Origin of the sequence: Mesorhizobium sp. M0306 (assembly GCF_040321655.1) — a bacterium.
Taxonomy (GTDB): domain Bacteria; phylum Pseudomonadota; class Alphaproteobacteria; order Rhizobiales; family Rhizobiaceae; genus Mesorhizobium.
The window spans coordinates 60,107-78,829 of the sequence record NZ_JAMYRY010000029.1; the positions used below are offsets into that span (position 1 = coordinate 60,107).

At 61.6% G+C, this 18,723-nt stretch carries 24 protein-coding genes and 3 tRNA genes; 12 read left to right on the forward strand and 15 right to left on the reverse strand.

The window, feature by feature from the left end; genetic code table 11:
• Positions 1-2: 2 nt before the first annotated feature.
• The 4 genes from NKI95_RS27880 to NKI95_RS27895 are packed head-to-tail and all read right to left on the reverse strand — an operon-like array spanning position 3 to position 3,814.
• Positions 3-1,067 carry an ABC transporter ATP-binding protein gene (locus NKI95_RS27880; RefSeq protein ID WP_352720786.1) on the reverse strand — a complete coding sequence of 355 codons (1,065 nt, stop codon included), beginning with the start codon at positions 1,065-1,067 and terminating at the stop codon, positions 3-5.
• Complete coding sequence (locus NKI95_RS27885; RefSeq protein WP_352720788.1) at positions 1,064-1,846, reverse strand: ABC transporter permease; 783 nt, start codon at positions 1,844-1,846, stop codon at positions 1,064-1,066. The genes NKI95_RS27880 and NKI95_RS27885 overlap by 4 nt, the downstream gene beginning before the upstream one ends.
• 2 nt (positions 1,847-1,848) lie before the next feature.
• The gene (locus NKI95_RS27890; protein WP_352720790.1) at positions 1,849-2,694 is read right to left on the reverse strand and encodes an ABC transporter permease; all 846 of its coding nucleotides are present in this window, start codon (positions 2,692-2,694) and stop codon (positions 1,849-1,851) included.
• A 13-nt stretch (positions 2,695-2,707) separates the two neighbouring features.
• A complete protein-coding gene (locus NKI95_RS27895; RefSeq protein WP_352720792.1) occupies positions 2,708-3,814 on the reverse strand; it encodes a polyamine ABC transporter substrate-binding protein in 1,107 nt (368 codons plus the stop codon).
• A gap of 91 nt (positions 3,815-3,905) precedes the next feature.
• On the opposite strand from NKI95_RS27895, the gene NKI95_RS27900 reads away from it, so the two are divergent.
• A complete protein-coding gene (locus tag NKI95_RS27900; protein WP_352720795.1) occupies positions 3,906-4,520 on the forward strand; it encodes a TetR/AcrR family transcriptional regulator in 615 nt (204 codons plus the stop codon).
• Positions 4,521-4,575: 55 nt separating this feature from the next.
• Here NKI95_RS27900 and NKI95_RS27905 read toward each other — a convergent pair whose 3' ends face one another.
• A complete protein-coding gene (locus tag NKI95_RS27905; protein WP_023679908.1) occupies positions 4,576-4,776 on the reverse strand; it encodes a DUF2905 domain-containing protein in 201 nt (66 codons plus the stop codon).
• Between the two features lie 138 nt (positions 4,777-4,914).
• Here NKI95_RS27905 and NKI95_RS27910 point away from each other — a divergent pair, with 138 nt between their 5' ends.
• On the forward strand, positions 4,915-5,481 hold the full coding sequence (locus NKI95_RS27910) for a DUF2569 family protein (protein WP_352720797.1): 567 nt from the start codon (positions 4,915-4,917) through the stop codon (positions 5,479-5,481).
• Between the two features lie 64 nt (positions 5,482-5,545).
• On the opposite strand, the gene NKI95_RS27915 is transcribed toward NKI95_RS27910, so the two are convergent.
• From NKI95_RS27915 to NKI95_RS27930, 4 genes are all read right to left on the reverse strand, one after another.
• Complete coding sequence (locus NKI95_RS27915; protein ID WP_352720799.1) at positions 5,546-6,184, reverse strand: cupin domain-containing protein; 639 nt, start codon at positions 6,182-6,184, stop codon at positions 5,546-5,548.
• Between the two features lie 130 nt (positions 6,185-6,314).
• Positions 6,315-6,512 carry a hypothetical protein gene (locus NKI95_RS27920; RefSeq protein WP_352496180.1) on the reverse strand — a complete coding sequence of 66 codons (198 nt, stop codon included), beginning with the start codon at positions 6,510-6,512 and terminating at the stop codon, positions 6,315-6,317.
• 275 nt (positions 6,513-6,787) lie between these two features.
• Positions 6,788-7,027 carry a hypothetical protein gene (locus tag NKI95_RS27925; protein ID WP_352720801.1) on the reverse strand — a complete coding sequence of 80 codons (240 nt, stop codon included), beginning with the start codon at positions 7,025-7,027 and terminating at the stop codon, positions 6,788-6,790.
• Between the two features lie 153 nt (positions 7,028-7,180).
• Positions 7,181-7,256: transfer RNA gene (locus NKI95_RS27930), tRNA-Thr, on the reverse strand.
• A 158-nt stretch (positions 7,257-7,414) separates the two neighbouring features.
• Between NKI95_RS27930 and NKI95_RS27935 the strand changes: the two genes are divergently transcribed.
• From NKI95_RS27935 to NKI95_RS27945, 3 genes are all read left to right on the forward strand, one after another.
• Positions 7,415-7,582 carry a hypothetical protein gene (locus NKI95_RS27935; RefSeq protein ID WP_352720803.1) on the forward strand — a complete coding sequence of 56 codons (168 nt, stop codon included), beginning with the start codon at positions 7,415-7,417 and terminating at the stop codon, positions 7,580-7,582.
• Positions 7,583-7,768: 186 nt separating this feature from the next.
• Complete coding sequence (locus NKI95_RS27940; protein WP_352720805.1) at positions 7,769-8,038, forward strand: BA14K family protein; 270 nt, start codon at positions 7,769-7,771, stop codon at positions 8,036-8,038.
• 507 nt (positions 8,039-8,545) lie between these two features.
• On the forward strand, positions 8,546-8,902 hold the full coding sequence (locus NKI95_RS27945; RefSeq protein WP_292665071.1) for a hypothetical protein: 357 nt from the start codon (positions 8,546-8,548) through the stop codon (positions 8,900-8,902).
• 40 nt (positions 8,903-8,942) lie between these two features.
• Here NKI95_RS27945 and bhcR read toward each other — a convergent pair whose 3' ends face one another.
• Entirely contained in the window at positions 8,943-9,800 is an 858-nt protein-coding gene (gene bhcR / locus NKI95_RS27950; RefSeq protein ID WP_352720806.1) for an HTH-type transcriptional regulator BhcR, read from the reverse strand.
• Between the two features lie 203 nt (positions 9,801-10,003).
• Between bhcR and gcl the strand changes: the two genes are divergently transcribed.
• The 3 genes from gcl (at position 10,004) to NKI95_RS27965 (ending at position 13,721) form a co-directional block, all read left to right on the forward strand.
• On the forward strand, positions 10,004-11,785 hold the full coding sequence (gene gcl / locus NKI95_RS27955; protein ID WP_352720808.1) for a glyoxylate carboligase: 1,782 nt from the start codon (positions 10,004-10,006) through the stop codon (positions 11,783-11,785).
• Positions 11,786-11,799: 14 nt separating this feature from the next.
• Positions 11,800-12,597, forward strand: coding sequence for a hydroxypyruvate isomerase (hyi, locus tag NKI95_RS27960; RefSeq protein ID WP_352720809.1), 798 nt, complete (start codon positions 11,800-11,802; stop codon positions 12,595-12,597).
• Positions 12,598-12,833: 236 nt separating this feature from the next.
• Complete coding sequence (locus NKI95_RS27965; protein ID WP_352720810.1) at positions 12,834-13,721, forward strand: 2-hydroxy-3-oxopropionate reductase; 888 nt, start codon at positions 12,834-12,836, stop codon at positions 13,719-13,721.
• A 102-nt stretch (positions 13,722-13,823) separates the two neighbouring features.
• Here the strand turns inward: NKI95_RS27965 and NKI95_RS27970 are convergent, their stop codons facing one another.
• A complete protein-coding gene (locus NKI95_RS27970; protein WP_352720811.1) occupies positions 13,824-14,675 on the reverse strand; it encodes a TrmH family RNA methyltransferase in 852 nt (283 codons plus the stop codon).
• A gap of 202 nt (positions 14,676-14,877) precedes the next feature.
• Here NKI95_RS27970 and NKI95_RS27975 point away from each other — a divergent pair.
• Both NKI95_RS27975 and NKI95_RS27980 read left to right on the forward strand, forming a co-directional pair.
• A tRNA-Tyr gene (locus tag NKI95_RS27975) sits at positions 14,878-14,962 on the forward strand.
• A 67-nt stretch (positions 14,963-15,029) separates the two neighbouring features.
• Positions 15,030-15,103: transfer RNA gene (locus tag NKI95_RS27980), tRNA-Gly, on the forward strand.
• Between the two features lie 178 nt (positions 15,104-15,281).
• On the opposite strand, the gene NKI95_RS27985 is transcribed toward NKI95_RS27980, so the two are convergent.
• Positions 15,282-15,749 carry a YidB family protein gene (locus NKI95_RS27985; RefSeq protein WP_352720813.1) on the reverse strand — a complete coding sequence of 156 codons (468 nt, stop codon included), beginning with the start codon at positions 15,747-15,749 and terminating at the stop codon, positions 15,282-15,284.
• Between the two features lie 159 nt (positions 15,750-15,908).
• Between NKI95_RS27985 and NKI95_RS27990 the strand changes: the two genes are divergently transcribed.
• The gene (locus NKI95_RS27990; protein WP_023717513.1) at positions 15,909-16,166 is read left to right on the forward strand and encodes a GlsB/YeaQ/YmgE family stress response membrane protein; all 258 of its coding nucleotides are present in this window, start codon (positions 15,909-15,911) and stop codon (positions 16,164-16,166) included.
• Positions 16,167-16,211: 45 nt separating this feature from the next.
• On the opposite strand, the gene NKI95_RS27995 is transcribed toward NKI95_RS27990, so the two are convergent.
• The 3 genes from NKI95_RS27995 to NKI95_RS28005 all read right to left on the reverse strand — a co-directional run bounded on the left by NKI95_RS27995 (position 16,212) and on the right by NKI95_RS28005 (position 18,340).
• Positions 16,212-16,445: a hypothetical protein gene (locus NKI95_RS27995; protein ID WP_352720815.1), complete on the reverse strand. Its 234-nt coding sequence runs from the start codon at positions 16,443-16,445 to the stop codon at positions 16,212-16,214.
• Between the two features lie 524 nt (positions 16,446-16,969).
• A complete protein-coding gene (locus NKI95_RS28000; protein ID WP_352720817.1) occupies positions 16,970-17,419 on the reverse strand; it encodes a GFA family protein in 450 nt (149 codons plus the stop codon).
• Between the two features lie 33 nt (positions 17,420-17,452).
• A complete protein-coding gene (locus NKI95_RS28005; protein ID WP_352720819.1) occupies positions 17,453-18,340 on the reverse strand; it encodes a DMT family transporter in 888 nt (295 codons plus the stop codon).
• 271 nt (positions 18,341-18,611) lie between these two features.
• On the opposite strand from NKI95_RS28005, the gene NKI95_RS28010 reads away from it, so the two are divergent.
• Positions 18,612-18,723 (forward strand): GTP-binding protein (locus tag NKI95_RS28010; protein ID WP_156465080.1); only part of this gene is annotated, 112 nt, incomplete at its 3' end.

Consider the following 18,723-nt stretch of genomic DNA (forward strand, 5'->3'; position numbering starts at 1 on the left):
GTTCAGTCCGCAAGGAGGATGATGTCGCCAGCATCGCACGATACCGCGACCACGTCGCCCGGCTGGACGGCCGATGCCGAGGGAACCTTGGCGATGAAGTGCAGCGCCGGGTCGGTCGTGGAGGTCCCCAGCACACGCTTGAAGCTGCCCTGGAAGACAACGTCGCTCACTTTGACCATGCCAAGCGGCACAGCGCCGCCGGCCGCGCCGAGGACAAGATGCTCAGGCCGAATGGCCAGCACAACGGTCGAGCCGGTCGGCAATGTGCCGGGCAGCGAGAGCGACCCAAGCTTCGTGGTGACGGTGATTTTGCCGCTCTTCGCCTCCGTCACCGTTCCCGATATCAGCGTGCTTTCGCCCATGAAAGTCGCGGAAAAGCGCGTCGCCGGCCGTGCATAGACGCGCTCGGGCGGTCCTTCGTCCTCGATGCGCCCGTCATTCATCACCACGCAATGATCGGCCAGCGCCATCGCCTCTTCCTGGTCGTGGGTGACGTGGATGAAGGCGGTGCCGACGCGTTTCTGGATCGCTTTCAACTCGTCCTGCATCTGCCGGCGCAATTTCAGGTCGAGCGCGCCGAGCGGCTCGTCGAGCAACAGCACCGCCGGCTCGACCACCAGGGCGCGCGCCAGCGCCACGCGCTGCCGCTGACCGCCTGAAAGCTGGTGAGGCTTCTTGTCGAAGGCGGTGGCCAGCCCAACCAGCGCCAGCGCCTCGCGCGCTCTCGCTGCTCGGGTTGCGCCATCGACGCCCTGCATGCGCAGGCCGAAACCGACATTGCTGCCGACGCTCATATGCGGAAACAGCGCATAGTCCTGGAACACGGTCGTCGTCGGCCGCTTCGCCGGTGGCACGGCGGTGCAGTCCTCGCCGCGGATCAGCACCTTGCCTTCGCTCGGCGTGACGAAGCCGCCGAGGATGGACAGAAGCGTCGTCTTGCCGGAGCCGGACGGCCCGAGCAGGATCGTGTAGCTGCCCGGCTCGATCGTCAGCGAGACGTTCTTCAGCACCGTGTGCTGGCCGAAGCGATGCGAGACAGAGCTTATATCGACCAGTGGCGCACTCATGCCGGCTTCCTCCGCAACAGCATCAGCTCGAACAATACCACCAGTACGATGGATACGGCGAAGACCAGCGAGCCGACGGCGTTGGTCTTGGGATTGAGGCCGGAGCGCAGCAGGTTCCAGATCTCGACCGGCAGCGTCGTGTCGAAGCGCGTCAACAGGAACGAGATGACGAATTCGTCCCAGGAGAAGGTCATCGACAGGAAGTAGCCGGCGAAGATGGCCGGCGCCATGACAGGCACCGTGATCAGCAGCAGCACCTTCCATTCCGGCGCGCCGAGGTCGCGCGCAGCGCGCTCGATATTGATCTGGTGGTCGCCCATCTGGCTGTAGACGATGGCAAAGCAGAGCGGCAGGTTGATCACCACATGGCCGATGCCGGCGGCAGTGAGCGACTTCGGCACGCCGGCCCAATTGAACAGCACCAGCAGCCCCATGCCGATGATCAGATAGCTGACGGTCAAGGGCAAGGTGATCAGCCCGCGCATCAGGCCTGAGCCCGGCAAGACGAAGCGCGCAAAACCCCAGGCGGAGAGGAAGCCGAGCGTGATGGCGAGAGCCGAGGAGACGATTGCCACCAGCAGCGAATTGACTAGCGCCGAAGTCAGCCGCGTGTCGGCGAGCACGGCCTCGTACCAGCGCAGCGAAGGCCCGGTGAAGGGCGGGATCGGAAACGACGTCGCTTGCAGCGAAAACAGCACCAGCACCACCACCGGCAGGAAGATGAAGCCATAGATGGCGAGGGCATAAAGGCCGGAGACGAGGCGGATGAAAGCGCGCATGGTCAGGCCCGCTCGATCTTCAGCCAGCGGGCGCAGGCGAGATAGGCGATGGTGACCACCGCCATCAGAATGATCGACAGCGCAGAGGCGAGCGGAAAGTCGCCGCGCCGGCCGATCTGCATCATGACGAGCTGCGGCATCAACAGCTCGTTGTTGCCGCCGAGGATCTGCGGCGTGATGTAGTCGCCGATGCACAGCACAAAGGTGAGAAAGGCGCCGACCATGATGCCCGGCAGCGTCAGCGGCAAAACGACGTGCAGGAATGTGCGCACCGGCCCGGCGCCGAGGTCGGCGGCGGCCTTGCGGTAGCTTGGGCTGAGCTGCTTCAGATTGGCAAAGATCGTCAGCGTCAGCAGCATGACGAAGAAATGCACGAAGCCGGTGACGGTCGCTAGCCGCGTATTGGCGAGTTGCAGCGGTTCGCCGAGCAGGCCGGAGCCGGTCAGCGCCCGGTTGACGACGCCGTTCTGCGCCAGCACCAGCAGCCACGAATAGGAGCGCACGACATAGGAGGTCCAGAACGGCAGCACCGCCAGCATCAGCGCCAGCCGCTGCCAGCGCTCCGGCACCTGCTCGGCCAGGATCCACGCAAAGGGATAGGCAAGCAGCACGGAGATCACGGTAACGATAGCGGTGACCTGCAGCGAGTTCACCATCGCCTGCCAGTAAGATGGATTGGCAAAGAACTGGCTGTAGTTGGACAGCGTGAAGCCGCCGCCTTCATGCGCGGTCAGGCTGGATACCGCCATGGCGACGAAGGGCAGCACGAAGAACAGCAGCGTCCAGCCGAGCGCCGGCGTGACCAGCGCCCAGGGCAGGGCACGCTCACTCTTCGTGGCAGCGCTCACGACCGGTAGCCGGTCATTGCGCCTGCAGCATTTCGGTCCAGACGTCTTGCATCTTCTTGTCGAGATCGGCGTTCGGCGCCGGATAGGACTGGGCGCGGGCGAGGAATTCCGGCTGCTCGTCGAAACGCAGGATCTTCTTCTGCTCGTCGCTCAACGCCGCCTTGCTGTTGGCCGGCATGCCCCAATAGCAGGACGAGGTCGCGAGCCGCGCCTGGCCTTCGGGGCTCATAATGTACTGGATGAATTTAAGCGCCAGCTCCTTGTTCTTGGAATCCTTGAACATTGCCAGCGACTGCGACCACAACACGGCGCCTTCTTTCGGGATCGAGAAGTCCAGCGCCGGGTTTTCCTTGGCTAGCCCGGCCGTCACCCATTCGCCGCCGCCGACCAGTATGTCGACCTCGCCGGTTGCCAGCGCCGTCTGGCTGGCGGTCACTTCGCCGACCAGCTTGGCGTTGGCCTTCATTTTGAGCAGCTCTTCCTTAATGGCGGGAAGGTCGGCTTCGGTCAGTTCCGCCGTCCTCTTGCCGATCGCCAGTGCGGCCATGCCGATGACCGGCAGGTAATAATCGTAGATGGCGATCTTGCCCTTGTATTTGTCGCCGGTCAGCGCCGCCATCGACTGCATGTCGGCCGGGTCGACCTTGGTCTTGTTGTAGCCGATCGTGTTGTAGCCGAACTTTTCGGTGATGCCGTAGCGCTTGCCGTCGACCACGGTGGAACTGTCCATCTTCACCTGCGGGAAGAGGTCGGACAGCGGCAGCTTGTCTTCCGGCAGCGGTTCGAACAGGCCCTTTTCGACGCCTCGCGGTACGTCGATGCTGTCGATCACCATCACGTCCCAATCGCCGGGCTGCGACTGTTCGACGATGGCCAGGCCGGCGCCGGTGCCTTCGAACTCCTTGACATTGACCTTGACGCCGTTCGCTTCCTCGAACGGCTGCAGCAGTGCCGGATCGGCGTGATCGCACCAGATCAACGCATTGAGGTCCTGCGCCTGAGCGAGGCTGCCAGCCGCCAGCAGCAGTGCTGCCGCGGCGCACGCGCCTTGGAGATGGCTCTTCAGAACGGAAAGCGGATTCCTGACGGTTGGATTGGGGGTCTTTGGATTGACGGACATCGAGTGTTCTCCCTTGCCTTTTTGGCTTGTGGCAAAAAATTGAACCAATTCTAAAATTGAGTCAATTCTGTTTTTGTGGCAAACAGCCGCTATGAGCGGATTGCGGGCAAGGCAGAAGGCGGATCGGCACCGCCGCATCATAGAGGCTGCGGCGGCGCTTTTCCGCGATGCCGGTTATGAAGGCGCCAAGATCGAGACCATCGCCGCGCAGGCCGAAGTCTCGGTCGGCACGATCTACAATTACTACCAGAACAAGGGCGACATCCTCGGCGCCATCGTCTCGATGGAGGTCAACGAGGTGCTCAATGCCGGGCGCGGCGTCGTCGCCAACCCGCCGGCCAATATCGGCGACGCGCTGGACACGCTGCTCGGCATCTATATCGAGCACTCGCTGCATTACCTCAGCAAGGAGATGTGGCGGCAGGCCATGGCGATCTCGACGCAACTGCCCGACAGCCCGTTCGGCCAGGCCTACACCGCGCTAGACCGCGCACTGACCGAGCAGATCCGCGCGCTGATCGCCCGCCTGCAGGCGCTCGGCCTGGTACGCCGCGACATCGACGGGCCGGCGCTGGGCGAACTCATCTTCAACAACATGAACATGATGTTCATCGAATTCGTGAAGCGAGAGGAGGCGAGGATTGCCGAACTGCGCACGGCGATACGCAGGCAGAACCGGATATTGGTGGCGGCAATCGGAATGTAAGAAGATCAAGAGCGAGTAGGGCCTGCAACACAAATCGCCGCAGCCGGAGCATCGCCTAACGGTTGATCAGCCATAGAATGGCCGAGAGCACGATGCTGACCAGTATCCCCGTGGTGATGGGGACATAAAGCCTGAAGTTCTCACGCTCGATCACGATATCGCCGGGCAGCCTGCCAAGGCCGGTCCGGGCCAACCAAGGCCACAGCAGGCCTATGGCGACTATGCTGAGACCAACGACGATCAGAGTTCGCGACATGGCTGCATCCTGCCGGAAATAGTATCATGCCAGAAATCTAGTGTTGACGGGTCTGCAAGCAGCGCTTCCTCTCGATGTTGCCTCTTGAGTTGAGGTTGAAATCTGTTACAACCTAAAAGGGCATCAAGGAGGGATTGGATGCAGATTTCCATCTGGCATTGGGCTATAGTGCTGCTGCTGATCGGCGTGCCTGTTTTCTTTGCCGTTCGGTCAGCCGCAAAGCCATTACAGGATACTTCGGCTCTCGTAGGTTTCGGAGGCTGGCTTATGCTGCTGGCGATCCTTCAGGCTTTCTCTCCGCTACGCACGCTCGTCTCATTGGGCTCATCGAGTGAAGGCTACCGACAGCTCATGACGCTCCCGAATGGCACTTTGGCGGTCTACGGAGAGATTGCCCTCTTGCTGGCGTTTGCGGTGTTCCAGGTGGTTGTGCTCTTTGCGATGCTGCTGCGGAGTTACCGCTTCAAGCAGCTATTCCTGTATCAGTGGTTTGCAATACCAATCGTGTTTATTCTGGACGCGGTATGGATCTCAGCGGTTATGAGCGCTCCTGTGAGCTTGGTGCTTGCAGGGCATGCGCTGGTAATGCCCGCAGTTTCTTTTGTCTTGACCGGCATCTGGGTCGCCTACGTCTACAAGTCGGTCAGGGTGAGAAACACGTTCGACCGGGTCGCCATATCCGGTCAGGTCGCGAGTGCTTCATAGAGCTTGCCGCGAGTCCTATGTATGGCTGCCGACAAAAATGCCGGGCGCCCAATATGGACCCGGATCATCCGGCTACTAGGCCTGCTCTAGCGAGGATTTCAGGAGCCGGCGTGACATGCCCGTGCGGCTTGCAGTAGTCCGGGTCGATCGCGCGATAGCCGAGCAGATGGCCGAGTGGCGCTAGGATCGCCAGCGCCACTTGCTGAATCGAAGGTGGCGGGTGCGTGAAGACGATCACGTCGGCAAATTCCCTGGCGATGACTGCCGCCTGAAGCGGCGAAGGTCTGCCTTTTCTGTCCACCTTGCCGGCATTGGCCAGGCCGAAGAGCATGCCAATCAGCAGCTCGAAACGGTTCGGGTCGACATCTTCCGCACCTGGCGCCCGATCGACTTCGACCAGCACATGCGCTTCTTCGGTTTTGCTGCTGTTCCACCAATCATGTGCGACGCCCGCTTCGACCGTGGCGGATTGGCCAGGCCCCAGAGACAAAGTCTTCCCGCCGATGCAGGCGTCGAGCCGGCCGCCGAGGACGGTAAACCGTTCTGTCAGGTTCGGGTGGAAGTGCTCGCCCACCACTGCGGCTCCCGGCCGGGCGGTCAGATGAGCGATGCCAGGTCCCTGGCCGCGGTCTTCGGTGCCACGCAGGATGACTGCATATTCGCCGGTCACCTTGTTCTCGTAGACATCTCCACAACGTGACATGGATCAGCTCCGGGTTCAGAGCACCGCTGCCGGCAAGGTTACGGTTAAAGGGTTGGTCGTTCAACGACGCTCGAACGGGCGATTGTGAAATTCTTGCGCCGGCTCCGTCGACACGGGCGCGACCGGCGCTCTACCGGATATGCTTAGGCGGGCGCGCTCGTGGAAACGGCACGACCGTCAGTGGCGCCTTGCGGAATTCCGCGATGGCTATTTCTTCAATCAGCGCGTCGAGGGCCTCGTTGACGCGTCGGCTCGTTTCATCCGCGCCGCAGAGGCGGTTTTGTGCGCACTCCAAAAGCTCTCGCGCCGCGGCGAAATCGCTTCGCATGACAACACCCTTTGGTTTTTGGCCCGCCGCACGGCCATTGTCGGCGCGCTTAATTGAGCGAGTGCTAATATACACAGGAGCAATTTAATCGAATGCTGTTAAATGGCCCGGAGCCCGGAGAGCGGCCGAAATGACCGCCCTGTAAGCGCAAGACACGAATAGGCTAGGGATCTCCTGGTATGAGACGCCAAAGCGCAATCTGATGTCAGATTAAGCCGGCAACTCACGCAAAATTTGTGGTTCGCCGAGGGGGGACGGTCGGGAACGCGTGGGGCCTAATACGTTCTTGGGCGGCTTAGAAATTCTCGGGCGGCGGCAATCTGGCGTCGATGCTCGCGAAGGAATGCCGCGCCGAAACAAATGGCGAAGGCCAGTACCGAAAGACTTGTCGTTGCTCTTGATGCAGGATCAGGATCGGGACTTATCAGGAAACGGAAGCCGAAGGCGAAGGCGAAGACGACAACGCCACCAAACATGCCGCTGACGAAGGGGGTAGTCGTGCGTCTCTGCTCCAACGAAGACTCCTAGGTTTTCCGCTAGGGAACTATGGTTTCCGCTAGGGAATATATGCGTTGAAGCTGATGTGCTACCGATCCTGACGGCCCCGGCCTGTGGATATCGGGGATGAGCAGATATCAGGCGCCCCGGAGGTCTCAAGAAGCCCGTGCTGGTGCCCCCGGACGGGATCGAACCGCCGACCTTCGGTTTACAAAACCGCTGCTCTACCAGCTGAGCTACAAGGGCACGGCGCCTCGGTTAGCATATTTGTTGCGCCAGTAAAGACAAAACTCCGTTTTTCGGTTCCCGGCGAACGCGCCGGTTCTGCCGCCAGGGCGTCCTGAAAACGGCCAATTCGCTCCCTATATTGATCGAAGGTGCAATCGCATCAGCGAGGCTGTCGCATGATCAGGTTTGTCATCATTCTCCCGCTCGTCGTCGTGACCTGGCTTCTCCTGGTGAAGCTCATCAAGGATCTGAAGCGCGCCAATATCGACTGGACCGGCGTCACCACCATCATCGGCTTCATCGCGCTCGCCTTCTGGCTTCGCCATATCACCGGCATGGGCTGAGGCCTGCCGATTGTTCCGGTGAACTGTCGACGGCGCGACCGTTCGTGGTCGCGCGGCTGACAGCATCAGACCGGGCGATTTCCCCCGTCGAGAAAAAATCCAAAAAGATCTTCGAACCTTTTTCCTTGTTGCGACGACTGATGGTCAAGGGGCGGTTGGATCGCCTCCCACAACAAGGAGATCGTCATGTTCAAGCGCACCATCGTTTCCGGCCTCGTCGCCACCACTGTCGCCGCCGCCATGCTGGTCGGCACGGTTCAGCCTTCAGCCGCCCATCACAAGCACAAGCACCTCGGCATCGGTATTGCCGCAGGTGTCGGCGGCTTCCTGCTCGGCAGCGCGCTGGCCCAGCCGCGCACCGTCTATATCGAGGAAGACGGCGGCTCCTGGCACGTCCGGCGCTGCCTCAATCGCTACCAGAGCTACGACCCGTACTCGGACACCTATGTCGGCTAAGACGGTTATCGCCATCGCTGCCGGCTTTGAGAGCCACTATGCCAGCTTGAGAGGAGGTGACCGTTTCAGGCACCGGAAGAAGGGGCACCCCACTGCCCCATTTTCTGTGTGTCTGGGCTCCTATTCGAATGGTCGACCGCCACTGTCGGCATAGCGCATCATTTTCGAATTGGGCGCCGTCGATGAAACTGCCAATCTCCCCCCTTGCGGGGGAGATGCCCGGCAGGGCACAGGGGGGTGCTGTCCCGCACTACCTGTCAATAGATGACAGTCAAGTCCTAAGCCAATTCCCAGTTGGAGTGGCTAAACATCGAAGCCGGCGATCCTTCCCACCCCCCTCTGTCCTGCCGGACATCTCCCCCGCAAGGGGGGAGATTGGATTGCCGAACGGCTTTCGCCAACCGCCAACACTGAAGACTGCCTTATCCCGCCGTTCGGCTCTTGCCGGATGTACAGCGATTTCCCGACAGCCTAATCTACTGCCGAGCCGAAACAGGGAGAGGGCGCTTGGGCGAGCACGATCCGAACGAAGAGCCGATCGAGACGGTTTTCCGCAACGGCACAATCACCACCGTCGGCATCCTGCTGGCGTTCTCGTTGGGCTTCATCACGCATTGGGCCGCCAACCCGATACCATGGGAAATCTATCACCTGGCCGCAGTCGTGCCGATTTTGATCGGCATTGCCCTGCAGATACGAGCGCTGCGGTTGCTGCTCGACTTAACGTCTCTACAACGGCGCGTTCTTGAACGCGCCAATCGTATCTTCATTGCCGGCCTCATCTTCACCGCCTGCGGAGTTGGGCTGGCGATGCTGCTTGATTTCTACGACCTATCGACCAAGAGCGCGGTGCCCGGGGCCTAGCTTTGGCCATCCTGGCTGATGTCGCACCATTCGGCGCTGGTCAGCGCTGCCATGCGCTCGGTTCGCTGCCAAGGCCGGGACGGGTCGGCAGGCCGCCGATCATCCTCGTCACCTCTGCAGCTGCATCGCGTACCAGCGGGCCGATCTCGGCTAGCCGTTCCGGCGTGACCCGCACCGTCGGCCCGGAGACCGAAACGCCGCCGATCGGCTCGCCGAATTCGTTGAAGATGGCGGCGGCGACGCAGCGCATACCCGGATGCCGCTCCTCGTCGTCGACCGACCAGCCGCGCAATTTGATCGTCACCAGGTCGCGGGCGAGAGCCGAGATGTCGGACAGCGTGTTTTCAGTGAAGCGCTCCAGCCCGGCCCGGCGCAGGATGGTGGCGACGCGTTCCGGCTCGAGATGCGCCAGCACCGCCTTGCCGATACCCGAGGCATGGAAGGAGCTGCGCGTGCCTGGCCGGAAGAAGGCGCGGATCGCCTGATGGGTCTCGACCTGGCTGACGAAGACGACGCAATCGTCCTCGGCGACGCCGAGATTGGCGGTCTCGCCGGTCTTCTCCATCAATTCCTGCATGACGATACGGGCGCGGTCCACCAGCTTGCGGCGGCGCAGGAACGCCGCGCCCATGCGATAGGTCTCGACGCCGATCGACCACAGCTGGTCGGTGCCGTCGAACTCGACCATGCCATGGTTCTCCAGCGTCGTCAGCATGCGGTAGGCGGTGGATGCTGGCAGACCGGAACTGGCGGCGATCTCGCTCAGCGACAGGCCGCTGCCATCGGCCACGATTGCCAGGATGCGCAGCGCCCGGTCCAGCGACTGCACCGAAGCGGCCTCGGACGGCCCGTTGAAGGCGCGCGGCCGGCCGCGCTGGCGTTTTTCGGTGGTTTCCATCGGGCCGTTCTTCGCTCTGTTTGCCCAAATAGGCAATGGAAAAGTTTTTCACCGCTTTGCGAAGTGAATTCGTGGAAAACAGAAAGCCAAATCAATTCAATCCACAAGAGCCGTTTTCTAGAAATGAAAAAATATTCTGAAAAAATTGAGAAATCGTTGGTGCGGTGGCATCATCGGCTATCAACAATTCCGTGGAGGCTGACATGGCCAGGATGCGCGCAGTCGACGCAGCGGTTCTCGTTCTCGAAAAGGAAGGCATCTCCTGTGCCTTCGGCGTGCCGGGTGCTGCGATCAACCCGCTCTATTCGGCGCTGAAGGCGAGGGGCAGTATCCGCCACATCCTTGCGCGTCATGTCGAGGCGGCCTCGCATATGGCCGAAGGGTTTACCCGCGCCAGGTCGGGCAATATCGGGCTGTGCATCGGCACTTCGGGTCCCGCCGGCACCGACATGATCACCGGTCTCTATTCGGCCGCTGCCGATTCTATCCCGATCCTCTGCATTACCGGGCAGGCGCCGCGCGCGCGTCTCAACAAGGAAGATTTTCAGGCCGTCGACATCGCCGCCATCGCTGCACCCGTCGCCAAATGGGCGGTCACCGTCATGGAGCCCTATCTGGTGCCGATGGCGCTGCAGAAAGCGTTCCATCTGATGCGCTCGTCGCGGCCGGGGCCGGTGCTGATCGATCTGCCGGTCGATGTGCAACTGGCCGAGATCGAGTTCGACATTGATGCCTATGAGCCGCTGGTGCCGTTCAAGCCAGCAATGTCGCGCGCTCAGGCCGAGAAGGCGTTGACGATGCTGAACGCAGCGGAAAAGCCTGTCATCGTCGCCGGCGGCGGTATCATCAACGCCGATGCGTCGGACCTGTTGATCGAATTCGCCGAAGTCACCGGCGTGCCTGTCATCCCGACACTGATGGGTTGGGGCGCGATCCCCGACGACCACCGTCTGATGGCCGGCATGTGCGGCCTGCAGACCTCGCACCGCTACGGCAACGCGACGATGCTCGAAGCCGATTTCGTCTTCGGCATCGGCAACCGCTGGGCCAACCGCCACACCGGTTCGGTCGACGTCTACACCAAAGGCAAGAAGTTCATCCACGTCGATATCGAGCCGACGCAGATCGGCCGGGTCTTCGCGCCGGACCTTGGCGTCGTCTCGGATGCCGGTGCGGCGCTTAAAATGCTGCTAGACGTCGCCACCGAATGGAGGACGGCCGGAAAATTGCGCGACTGGTCGGGCTGGGCCGGCGAATGCCGGCAGCGCAAGAAGACAATGAAGCGCAAGACCCATTTCGAGCAGGTGCCGCTGAAGCCGCAGCGCGTCTACGAGGAGATGAACAAGGCGTTCGGCCGCGACACCACCTATGTCACCACGATCGGCCTGTCGCAGATCGCCGGGGCGCAGTTCCTGCATGTCTACAAGCCGCGCAACTGGATCAATTGCGGCCAGGCCGGGCCGCTCGGCTGGACATTGCCGGCAGCACTCGGCGTTCGCGCCGCCGATCCGGACCGCACCATTGTCGCGCTGTCCGGCGACTATGATTTCCAGTTCATGATCGAGGAACTGGCGGCCGGCGCACAGCACAAATTGCCCTACATCCATGTCGTGGTGAACAATGCCTATCTCGGCCTGATCCGCCAGGCACAGCGCGGCTTTTCGATGGATTTCGAGGTCAGCCTGGCCTTCGAGAACGTCAACCGGAAAGACGAACCTGAGGCGGGCTACGGCGTCGACCACGTCGCCGTTGCCGAGGCGATGGGCTGCAAGGCGGTCCGGGTGCGCCGGCCGGAGGAATTCGCCGGTGCCTTCGAAGAGGCGCAGCAGCTGATGAACGAGCACCAGGTTCCGGTGGTGCTCGAATTCATCCTCGAGCGCGTCACCAATGTTTCGATGGGTACCGAAATCGACAAGATCACCGAATTCGAGGAACTTGCCGAGCATCACGAAGATGCCCCCACGGCGATCGTCATGCTGGACTGACTGGGAGAAGAAGAATGCCACGGTTTTCAGCCAATCTTTCGATGCTCTTTCCCGAGCATAACTTCCTCGACCGCTTCGATGCCGCCGCCCGCGCCGGCTTCAAGGGCGTCGAGTATATCGGCCCCTATGACCATGCGCCGGATGTGGTCGCGGCCAGGTTGAAGAAGAACGGGCTGACGCAGGTCCTGTTCAACCTGCCTGCCGGCGACTGGGCCAAGGGCGAACGCGGCATTGCGATCCTGCCGGACCGCGTGCCGGAGTTCCGGCAAGGCATTGCCAAGGTCGTCACCTATGCGCACGCGCTGGGCTGCGAACAGGTCAATTGCCTCGCCGGCATCGCGCCGCAGGGCGTCGATCGCTCCGTGCTGGAAGACGTCTTCGCCGAAAATCTGGCTTTCGCGGCCGAAAAGCTGGAGCAGGCCGGCATCAGGCTGCTGATCGAACCGATCAACACCCGCGACATTCCGGGTTTTTTCCTGAATTACTCGCATCAGGCCCTGGCGCTGATCGACCGCGTCGGCTCGAAGAACCTGTTCCTGCAATACGACATCTATCACATGCAGATCATGGAGGGGGATCTCGCCCGTACCATAGAGGCAAACCTCAGCCGCATCGCACATATCCAGCTTGCGGACAATCCCGGCCGCCATGAGCCGGGGACGGGCGAGATCAATTTTCCCTTCCTCTACAACCACATCGACCGCATCGGCTATTCCGGCTGGGTCGGCGCAGAATACAAGGCAAAGGGCGGAACGGAAGCCGGGTTGGGGTGGTTTCGGGACGCGGCCGGGCAGGGGAGTGCGGCGGCGTAGACGCTACGTGTCGCACGTCGCGTTCCCTCGCGCCCCCCTCTGGCCTGCCCTCTTTGCCAAAACTTGGCATCTCCCCCACAAGGAGGGAGATTGGATGTCACCGCCGCTTTCGCCAATTTTCGAGGTCGGGAGGGCCGGCGCGGGAACTGCCGATCTCCTCACTCGTGGGGGAGATGGCCGGCAGGCCAGAGGGGGGCGCGCAGGAACGCCGCCTTAACAAGAAACGGAGAACTACCATGGAAACCATCGGCTTCATCGGCCTCGGCATCATGGGCGCGCCGATGGCGGGGCATCTGCTCGACGCCGGCTATCAAGTCTTCGCCAGCGACCACCGCTCGAAACCGCCGGCCGATCTCGTCGACAAGGGTCTGAAGATCGTCTCTGGCCACAGCGCCGTCGCGAAAACGGCCGACATTGTCATCACCATGGTTCCGGATACGCCGCAGGTGGCCGACGTGCTGTTCGGCGAAAACGGCGTCGCGTCCGGGCTGACAAGAGGCAAGCTGGTCATCGACATGAGCTCGATCTCGCCGATCGAGACCAAGGAATTCGCAAAAAAGATCAACGATCTCGGCTGCGACTATCTCGATGCGCCGGTGTCGGGCGGCGAGGTCGGCGCCAAGGCAGCGTCGCTGACCATCATGGTCGGCGGCGAGGAAAAAGCCTTCGAACGCGCCAGGCCCATCTTCGAGAAGTTGGGCAAGAACATCACGCTGGTCGGACCGAACGGCGTCGGCCAGACAACCAAGGTCGCCAATCAGATCGTGGTCGCGCTGACCATCGAGGCCGTCGCCGAAGCGCTTGTCTTTGCTTCAAAAGCCGGCGCCGATCCGGCCAAGGTCAGGCAAGCGCTGATGGGCGGGCTCGCCGCCTCGCGCATTCTCGAAGTGCACGGCGAGCGCATGATCAAGCGCAGCTTCGCGCCGGGCTTCCGCATCGAACTTCACCAGAAGGATCTCAATCTCGCGCTGGAAGGCGCGAAAGCCCTCGGCGTGGCGCTGCCCAACACCTCGACCACGCAGCAATTGTTCAATTCTTGCGCGGCGAATGGTGGGGCTAAGGAAGATCATTCGGCGCTTGTTCGAGCGCTGGAGCGGATGGCGGGATGTGAAGTGGGTGAATAGTGAATGGTGGGTAGGTAGTCAGTAGCAGATAGGTGAGTAGTTGATAGTGAATTGGTCACGACTTACGTGCAGTCTCACCATTCACCATTCACCATTCACCATTCACTCTTTCAAAAATTTCCTTGCCGCATAAAGCGCCACCGCCGCCGCGTTCGACACATTGAGGGAGCGGATGGCGCCGGGCATGTCGAGCCGGGCAAGCGTCGTCACCGTTTCGCGCGTTTTCTGGCGCAGGCCTTTGCCCTCGGCGCCCAGCACCAATGCGATCTTTTCTCCCGAAAAACTCTTTTCGAGCTCCGCCGGACCGTCCGAATCCAGCCCTATCGTCTGGAATCCGGCCTCGTGCAGTTGGCCGAGCGCGTCGGCGAGGTTCTTCACCTCGATCTGATCGATGTGCTCCAGCGCACCGGAGGCCGACTTCGCCAGTACGCCGGATTCCTGCGGGCTGTGGCGCGCCGTGGTGATCAGCGCGCCGGCGCCGAAGGCCACCGCCGAGCGCAGGATCGCGCCGACGTTGTGCGGATCGGTGATCTGGTCGAGCACCAGCACCAGCCTGGCGTCGCCAAGCGCATCGAGCCGCTTCGGTTTCAGCGGCTCGGCCTCGATCAGCACACCCTGGTGCACAGCATCGGAGCCGGTGACCTTGTCGATGTCCCTGGGCTCGACCAGTTCCGCCTTGAAGGCCAAAGCACCGAGATCGGCGATTGCCAGCCGCTCGGCAGCGTTGCGCGTCACCAGCATTTTTTTGATCTTGCGACGCGGATTGTCGAGCGCCGCCCGCACCGTGTGCAGCCCGTAGAGCCGCACCAGTCCATCCGCCGGGTTCTCGCCGGCCGGCACCGGCTGGCGTGGCCTGAACGACGGCGCGCCGCCGCTCTTCTCGTCGCGATGCGCGCGGCGCAGCTTGGCGTAGTGGGTGTCTTTCGGGGTCTTGGACTTGTTATCGTTGCTCATGGCCGGCTTCTATAGCCGTGTCGTCCGGCCATGGATACAGCCGCAGAAGCTGCTTGTCGGGCGAGGCGTGAGATTCAGCGCTTTTTGCCGGGCTGTTGCGGTTGACAGTTTTGGGCGCTGCCGCCATAAGGCGCTTCGCGGAAGGGCTGCTTTGGCGGCCGCGACGCGTCGATGCCTCGTTGCATGGCTCCGGCGGCAGACTGGAGAGGTGCCCGAGTGGTTAAAGGGGACGGACTGTAAATCCGTTGGCTATGCCTACGTTGGTTCAAATCCAACCCTCTCCACCACTGCCGGCCCGGAAGCCCTGAAACGCAGAGCGAGCGTCGGAGCGGATCCGACGCTTGACTGAAAGGCGCGGGTATAGCTCAGTGGTAGAGCAGCAGCCTTCCAAGCTGAATATGCGGGTTCGATTCCCGCTACCCGCTCCAGATTTCCCGCAGCCGCCGCGTCCCTCGCGCACGATCCCGAAGCAGGCAGCGCCAAGCGAAGCGCTTTGCCGATAGTTCAAAGTATTCGTTGCGCGTCCAAACGGACGCGCGACGAACTCTAATCTGTGTTTTACGCATATCGTTGTCCCAACCCGCAGGCGGCATTGGGCGACAGGCGTCAGCTCGCGAATTTGCTGAATATGGACGCGAGTTGGTTCTGCTGCGGCACTTGCCCTTTCGGCGTCAGCTGGTCGACAAGCCCGGGCAAGGCCGCGGACAATTGCTGGAGCAATTCCTGCTGGTTCAGGCCCGTCCTTTGGGCGATCTCCTGGATGATTTGTGGCCCGAGAGCACTGCCCAGATCGCTGGGGTTGATCGGCTGGTTCTGACCGGTGCCGACCCACGAATTGACGACGTTGCCGTGGCCGGCGTCCTTCAGTTTGTCGAGCAGGCCGCCCAGACCGCCGAGCAGTCCGCCGTCGGCGGATGCGGTTGCATCAGGCGGGACGGGGGCAGGGCTTTGCGCTGCCTCCGGCTGGGCGGAACTTCCACCGCTCAGCATTTTTCCCACCAAAAGTGCACCGAGCGCGATCATCAGCGGCTTGGCGACGTTGCCGCCGGGAACGGCATTGTCAAACAGTCCCATTGTGGATCTCCATGTCAAATTGCCCGTCCGTCTCCGACAATGACGCATTCATGGCGAATTTCAAGCCGGTTTGAGCTTTCCGTAATCATGATTTTCAAGTTGGCTTGAGCTTTGCTTAATAATGTGGAAGTAATCGAGCGCGGGGAACGGACAGGAAAAATGTCAATATTAAGCTGGATTATTCTCGGCGTCATCGCCGGCTTCATAGGCAGCAAGATTGTCAATAAAAGCGGGCAAGGCCTTGTGCTCGACATCGTGCTCGGGATTGTCGGGGCTATCGTCGGCGGGCTCATCTTCAGTGCGTTTGGTGCGTCGGGCGTTACCGGGCTCAACATCTACAGCCTGATCGTAGCCGTTGTCGGTGCCGTGGTTGTCCTGTGGGCCTATCACCAGTTCAGCGGCAAGAGGGCTCTGTAGAAGCCGTTCGGCAGTTGCGTCGGCATTCACCCGAATGCCGACCGCCTATCTGATCCTTTTGAGGATTTCGCGGATCAGCGTGTTGAGGCCGGCTTCCAGCCCTCTCACCATGATCGGCCATAATTCCTCGAGCAGTCGCTGCCATGCCGCATCGCGCCCAATCCTCACCGGCAGATTTGGCATCAAGCCCATTGCCGCCGTCACGTCGCGGCGCAGCCGTTCGCCACAGGCGCTTGCGCCGCTGATCGTCGGATCGAAGGGCAGCCGGGTGAATCCCATTTTCCGCGTTGTTCTATGCCGAGATTGCTCTCGACCTCGGCATGCGAGAGCACCGTTTTGGACGTGACCTTGATGCGGTAATATTTGCAGAGTTCGGCGACAACCGCGGTCATCGCGTCCCACTGCGCCCTGGTCATCGGATAGCGGCCGGCATCGAACGGCCTTTCCTCCCGGCCATGCAGCAGAGCGAACCCCGATCGAGCCGCCGTTGCAGTTGAGCGTGTGCGCGGCATATCCCGGTTTTACCCGGCCCGAATTGAGTGCGATCGAAGGCCGGCCCCTGACCAGACGGCCATTCCCCTCGACCAGTATGTGATACGCATCCCTGTCGGTATCGCCGGCCGAATGCGAGCCTGCCGTCCAATGGCAAATGACGCGCCTCATCGCAACATTGGGCAACCAGTCGGGCGGCAATGCCACAGAAATCTCCGCGACATAAGTTCAGTGACGGAGCACAGTATAGTTTGCTTGGCGGCGCACGCGAAAACGAAACGATAATTTGGTTGAGCGTTTCTAACGGTCAGCTATTCGCCGGCATCTCCGGCGACCGCGTGTTCTTCATATTGCGGCAGATCGTCGGTGATCGTGAACCACTTTGCCTTGGAGCCGACGAAGATGTGCTGCGTCGGGCGGATGGTCGGCTCGTCGACGAGGCTTCCCATGGCGACATGCACGAAGGCACCGTCGCGGACCACCGAATAGAGCAACGAGCCGCAAGTCTTGCAGTGCGCATCATGGCCGGTTTCGTCGCCGAAGATCATGAGATTGTCCTCGCCCGTCGCCAGGCTCAGCCTGTCGCGCTCGATGCCGGCGAATGGCTTGAAGGCCGAGCCGGTGGTGCGCCGGCAGTTCGAGCAGTGGCAGTTCGCGGCATAGATGAACGCGTCCGCCACCGCGTACTGAACGGCGCCGCACAGGCACTTTCCGGCGAGCGTGCGGTTGCGTGAATTCTGGTTGTCATCCGGGCTTGCCACGCGCTCCTCCCATTGTGCAGGCCGATTTCAGTTTCAAGCGACGACGGTCAACCGGCGCTTGCGCTCGTCGAGCGAGACGATGGTCAACCCGCTGGCCACCACCAGCAGGATGCCGCAGATGGCCAGCGCATTCGGGAGCTGCCGGAATACCACCAGGCCTGAAATCACCGCCCAGACGGTAAAGCAATAGTAGAACGGCGCCACCACGCTGGTCGGCCCGACGCGATAGGCCATGAAGATGAAGAAGTGGCCGAAGATCAGGAACAGTCCGGCGCCGCCCATCAGCAGCAGGTGACCGGTCCCAGGCACCACCCACTGCTCGGAAACCAGATGCGCAACGCCGGCGCCCGCGAGCACCACAATCACCGCGGAAATAGCCACGACCATTCCCGGCACGTCGGCGGCGACCTTGCGTCCGGCCAGATCGCGCGCCGCGGACAGGGCTGCATTGCCTAGCGCCAGCAGGGCGTAGACCGAAATCCCTTGTATTGTCGGTTGTGCCACCATCACCGCGCCGACAAAGCCGAGCCCGATCAGCGCCAGGCGTACCCCGCCGATCCGTTCGCCAAACAGCATCGAGGAGCCGACCAGCATCAGCAAGGGCGTGATCTGCCCGAGCGCGGTCGAGTCGGCGATCTGCATGTTGGCGAGCGCCACCACGTAGCAAAGGATAGCACCCAGCTCGAGCAGGTTCCTGCGCAAAACCTTGGCGTCTAGGATCAGCGGGATCTGCTTGCCATAGCCCAGCATGAACAGCAGCGGAATGCCCCACAATGTTGCCGCAGCGCCGCGCAGGAACAGCACCTCATAGGGCGGCAGTCCCGCGGTTGCGAGCTTCATCATCGTGTCGTTGACGATGTAGGACCCGGTCGAAACGACCATGAACAGCGGGCCTCGTATGGCAGTCGGGATGAAATGCATCGGCCCACGAAATCAGACCGGCGCCAGAGCGGCAATGGGCCAGATCCGGCTGTAAATCCGTCAAAGCCGTCAGCCGCCGCCGTAACCATTCCATTTGCCCTTGTTCGTTCCTATATCCGCGCCACATTCTCCGAAACCGGATCACGCGTTCGGGCGGGCGAGCGCGCTCGGCGACAAGGCACTTGTGTTTTTCGGCCTTAGTCGCTAATCGCCCCGCATTCGACTGAACTGAAGGTCCAGGCCGTCCCTAGGCCGTCCAAGGAAAGAGACTATGGCAAAAGGTAAATTCGAGCGCACTAAGCCTCATGTGAACATTGGCACGATTGGTCACGTCGACCATGGCAAGACGTCGCTGACGGCGGCGATCACCAAGTATTTTGGCG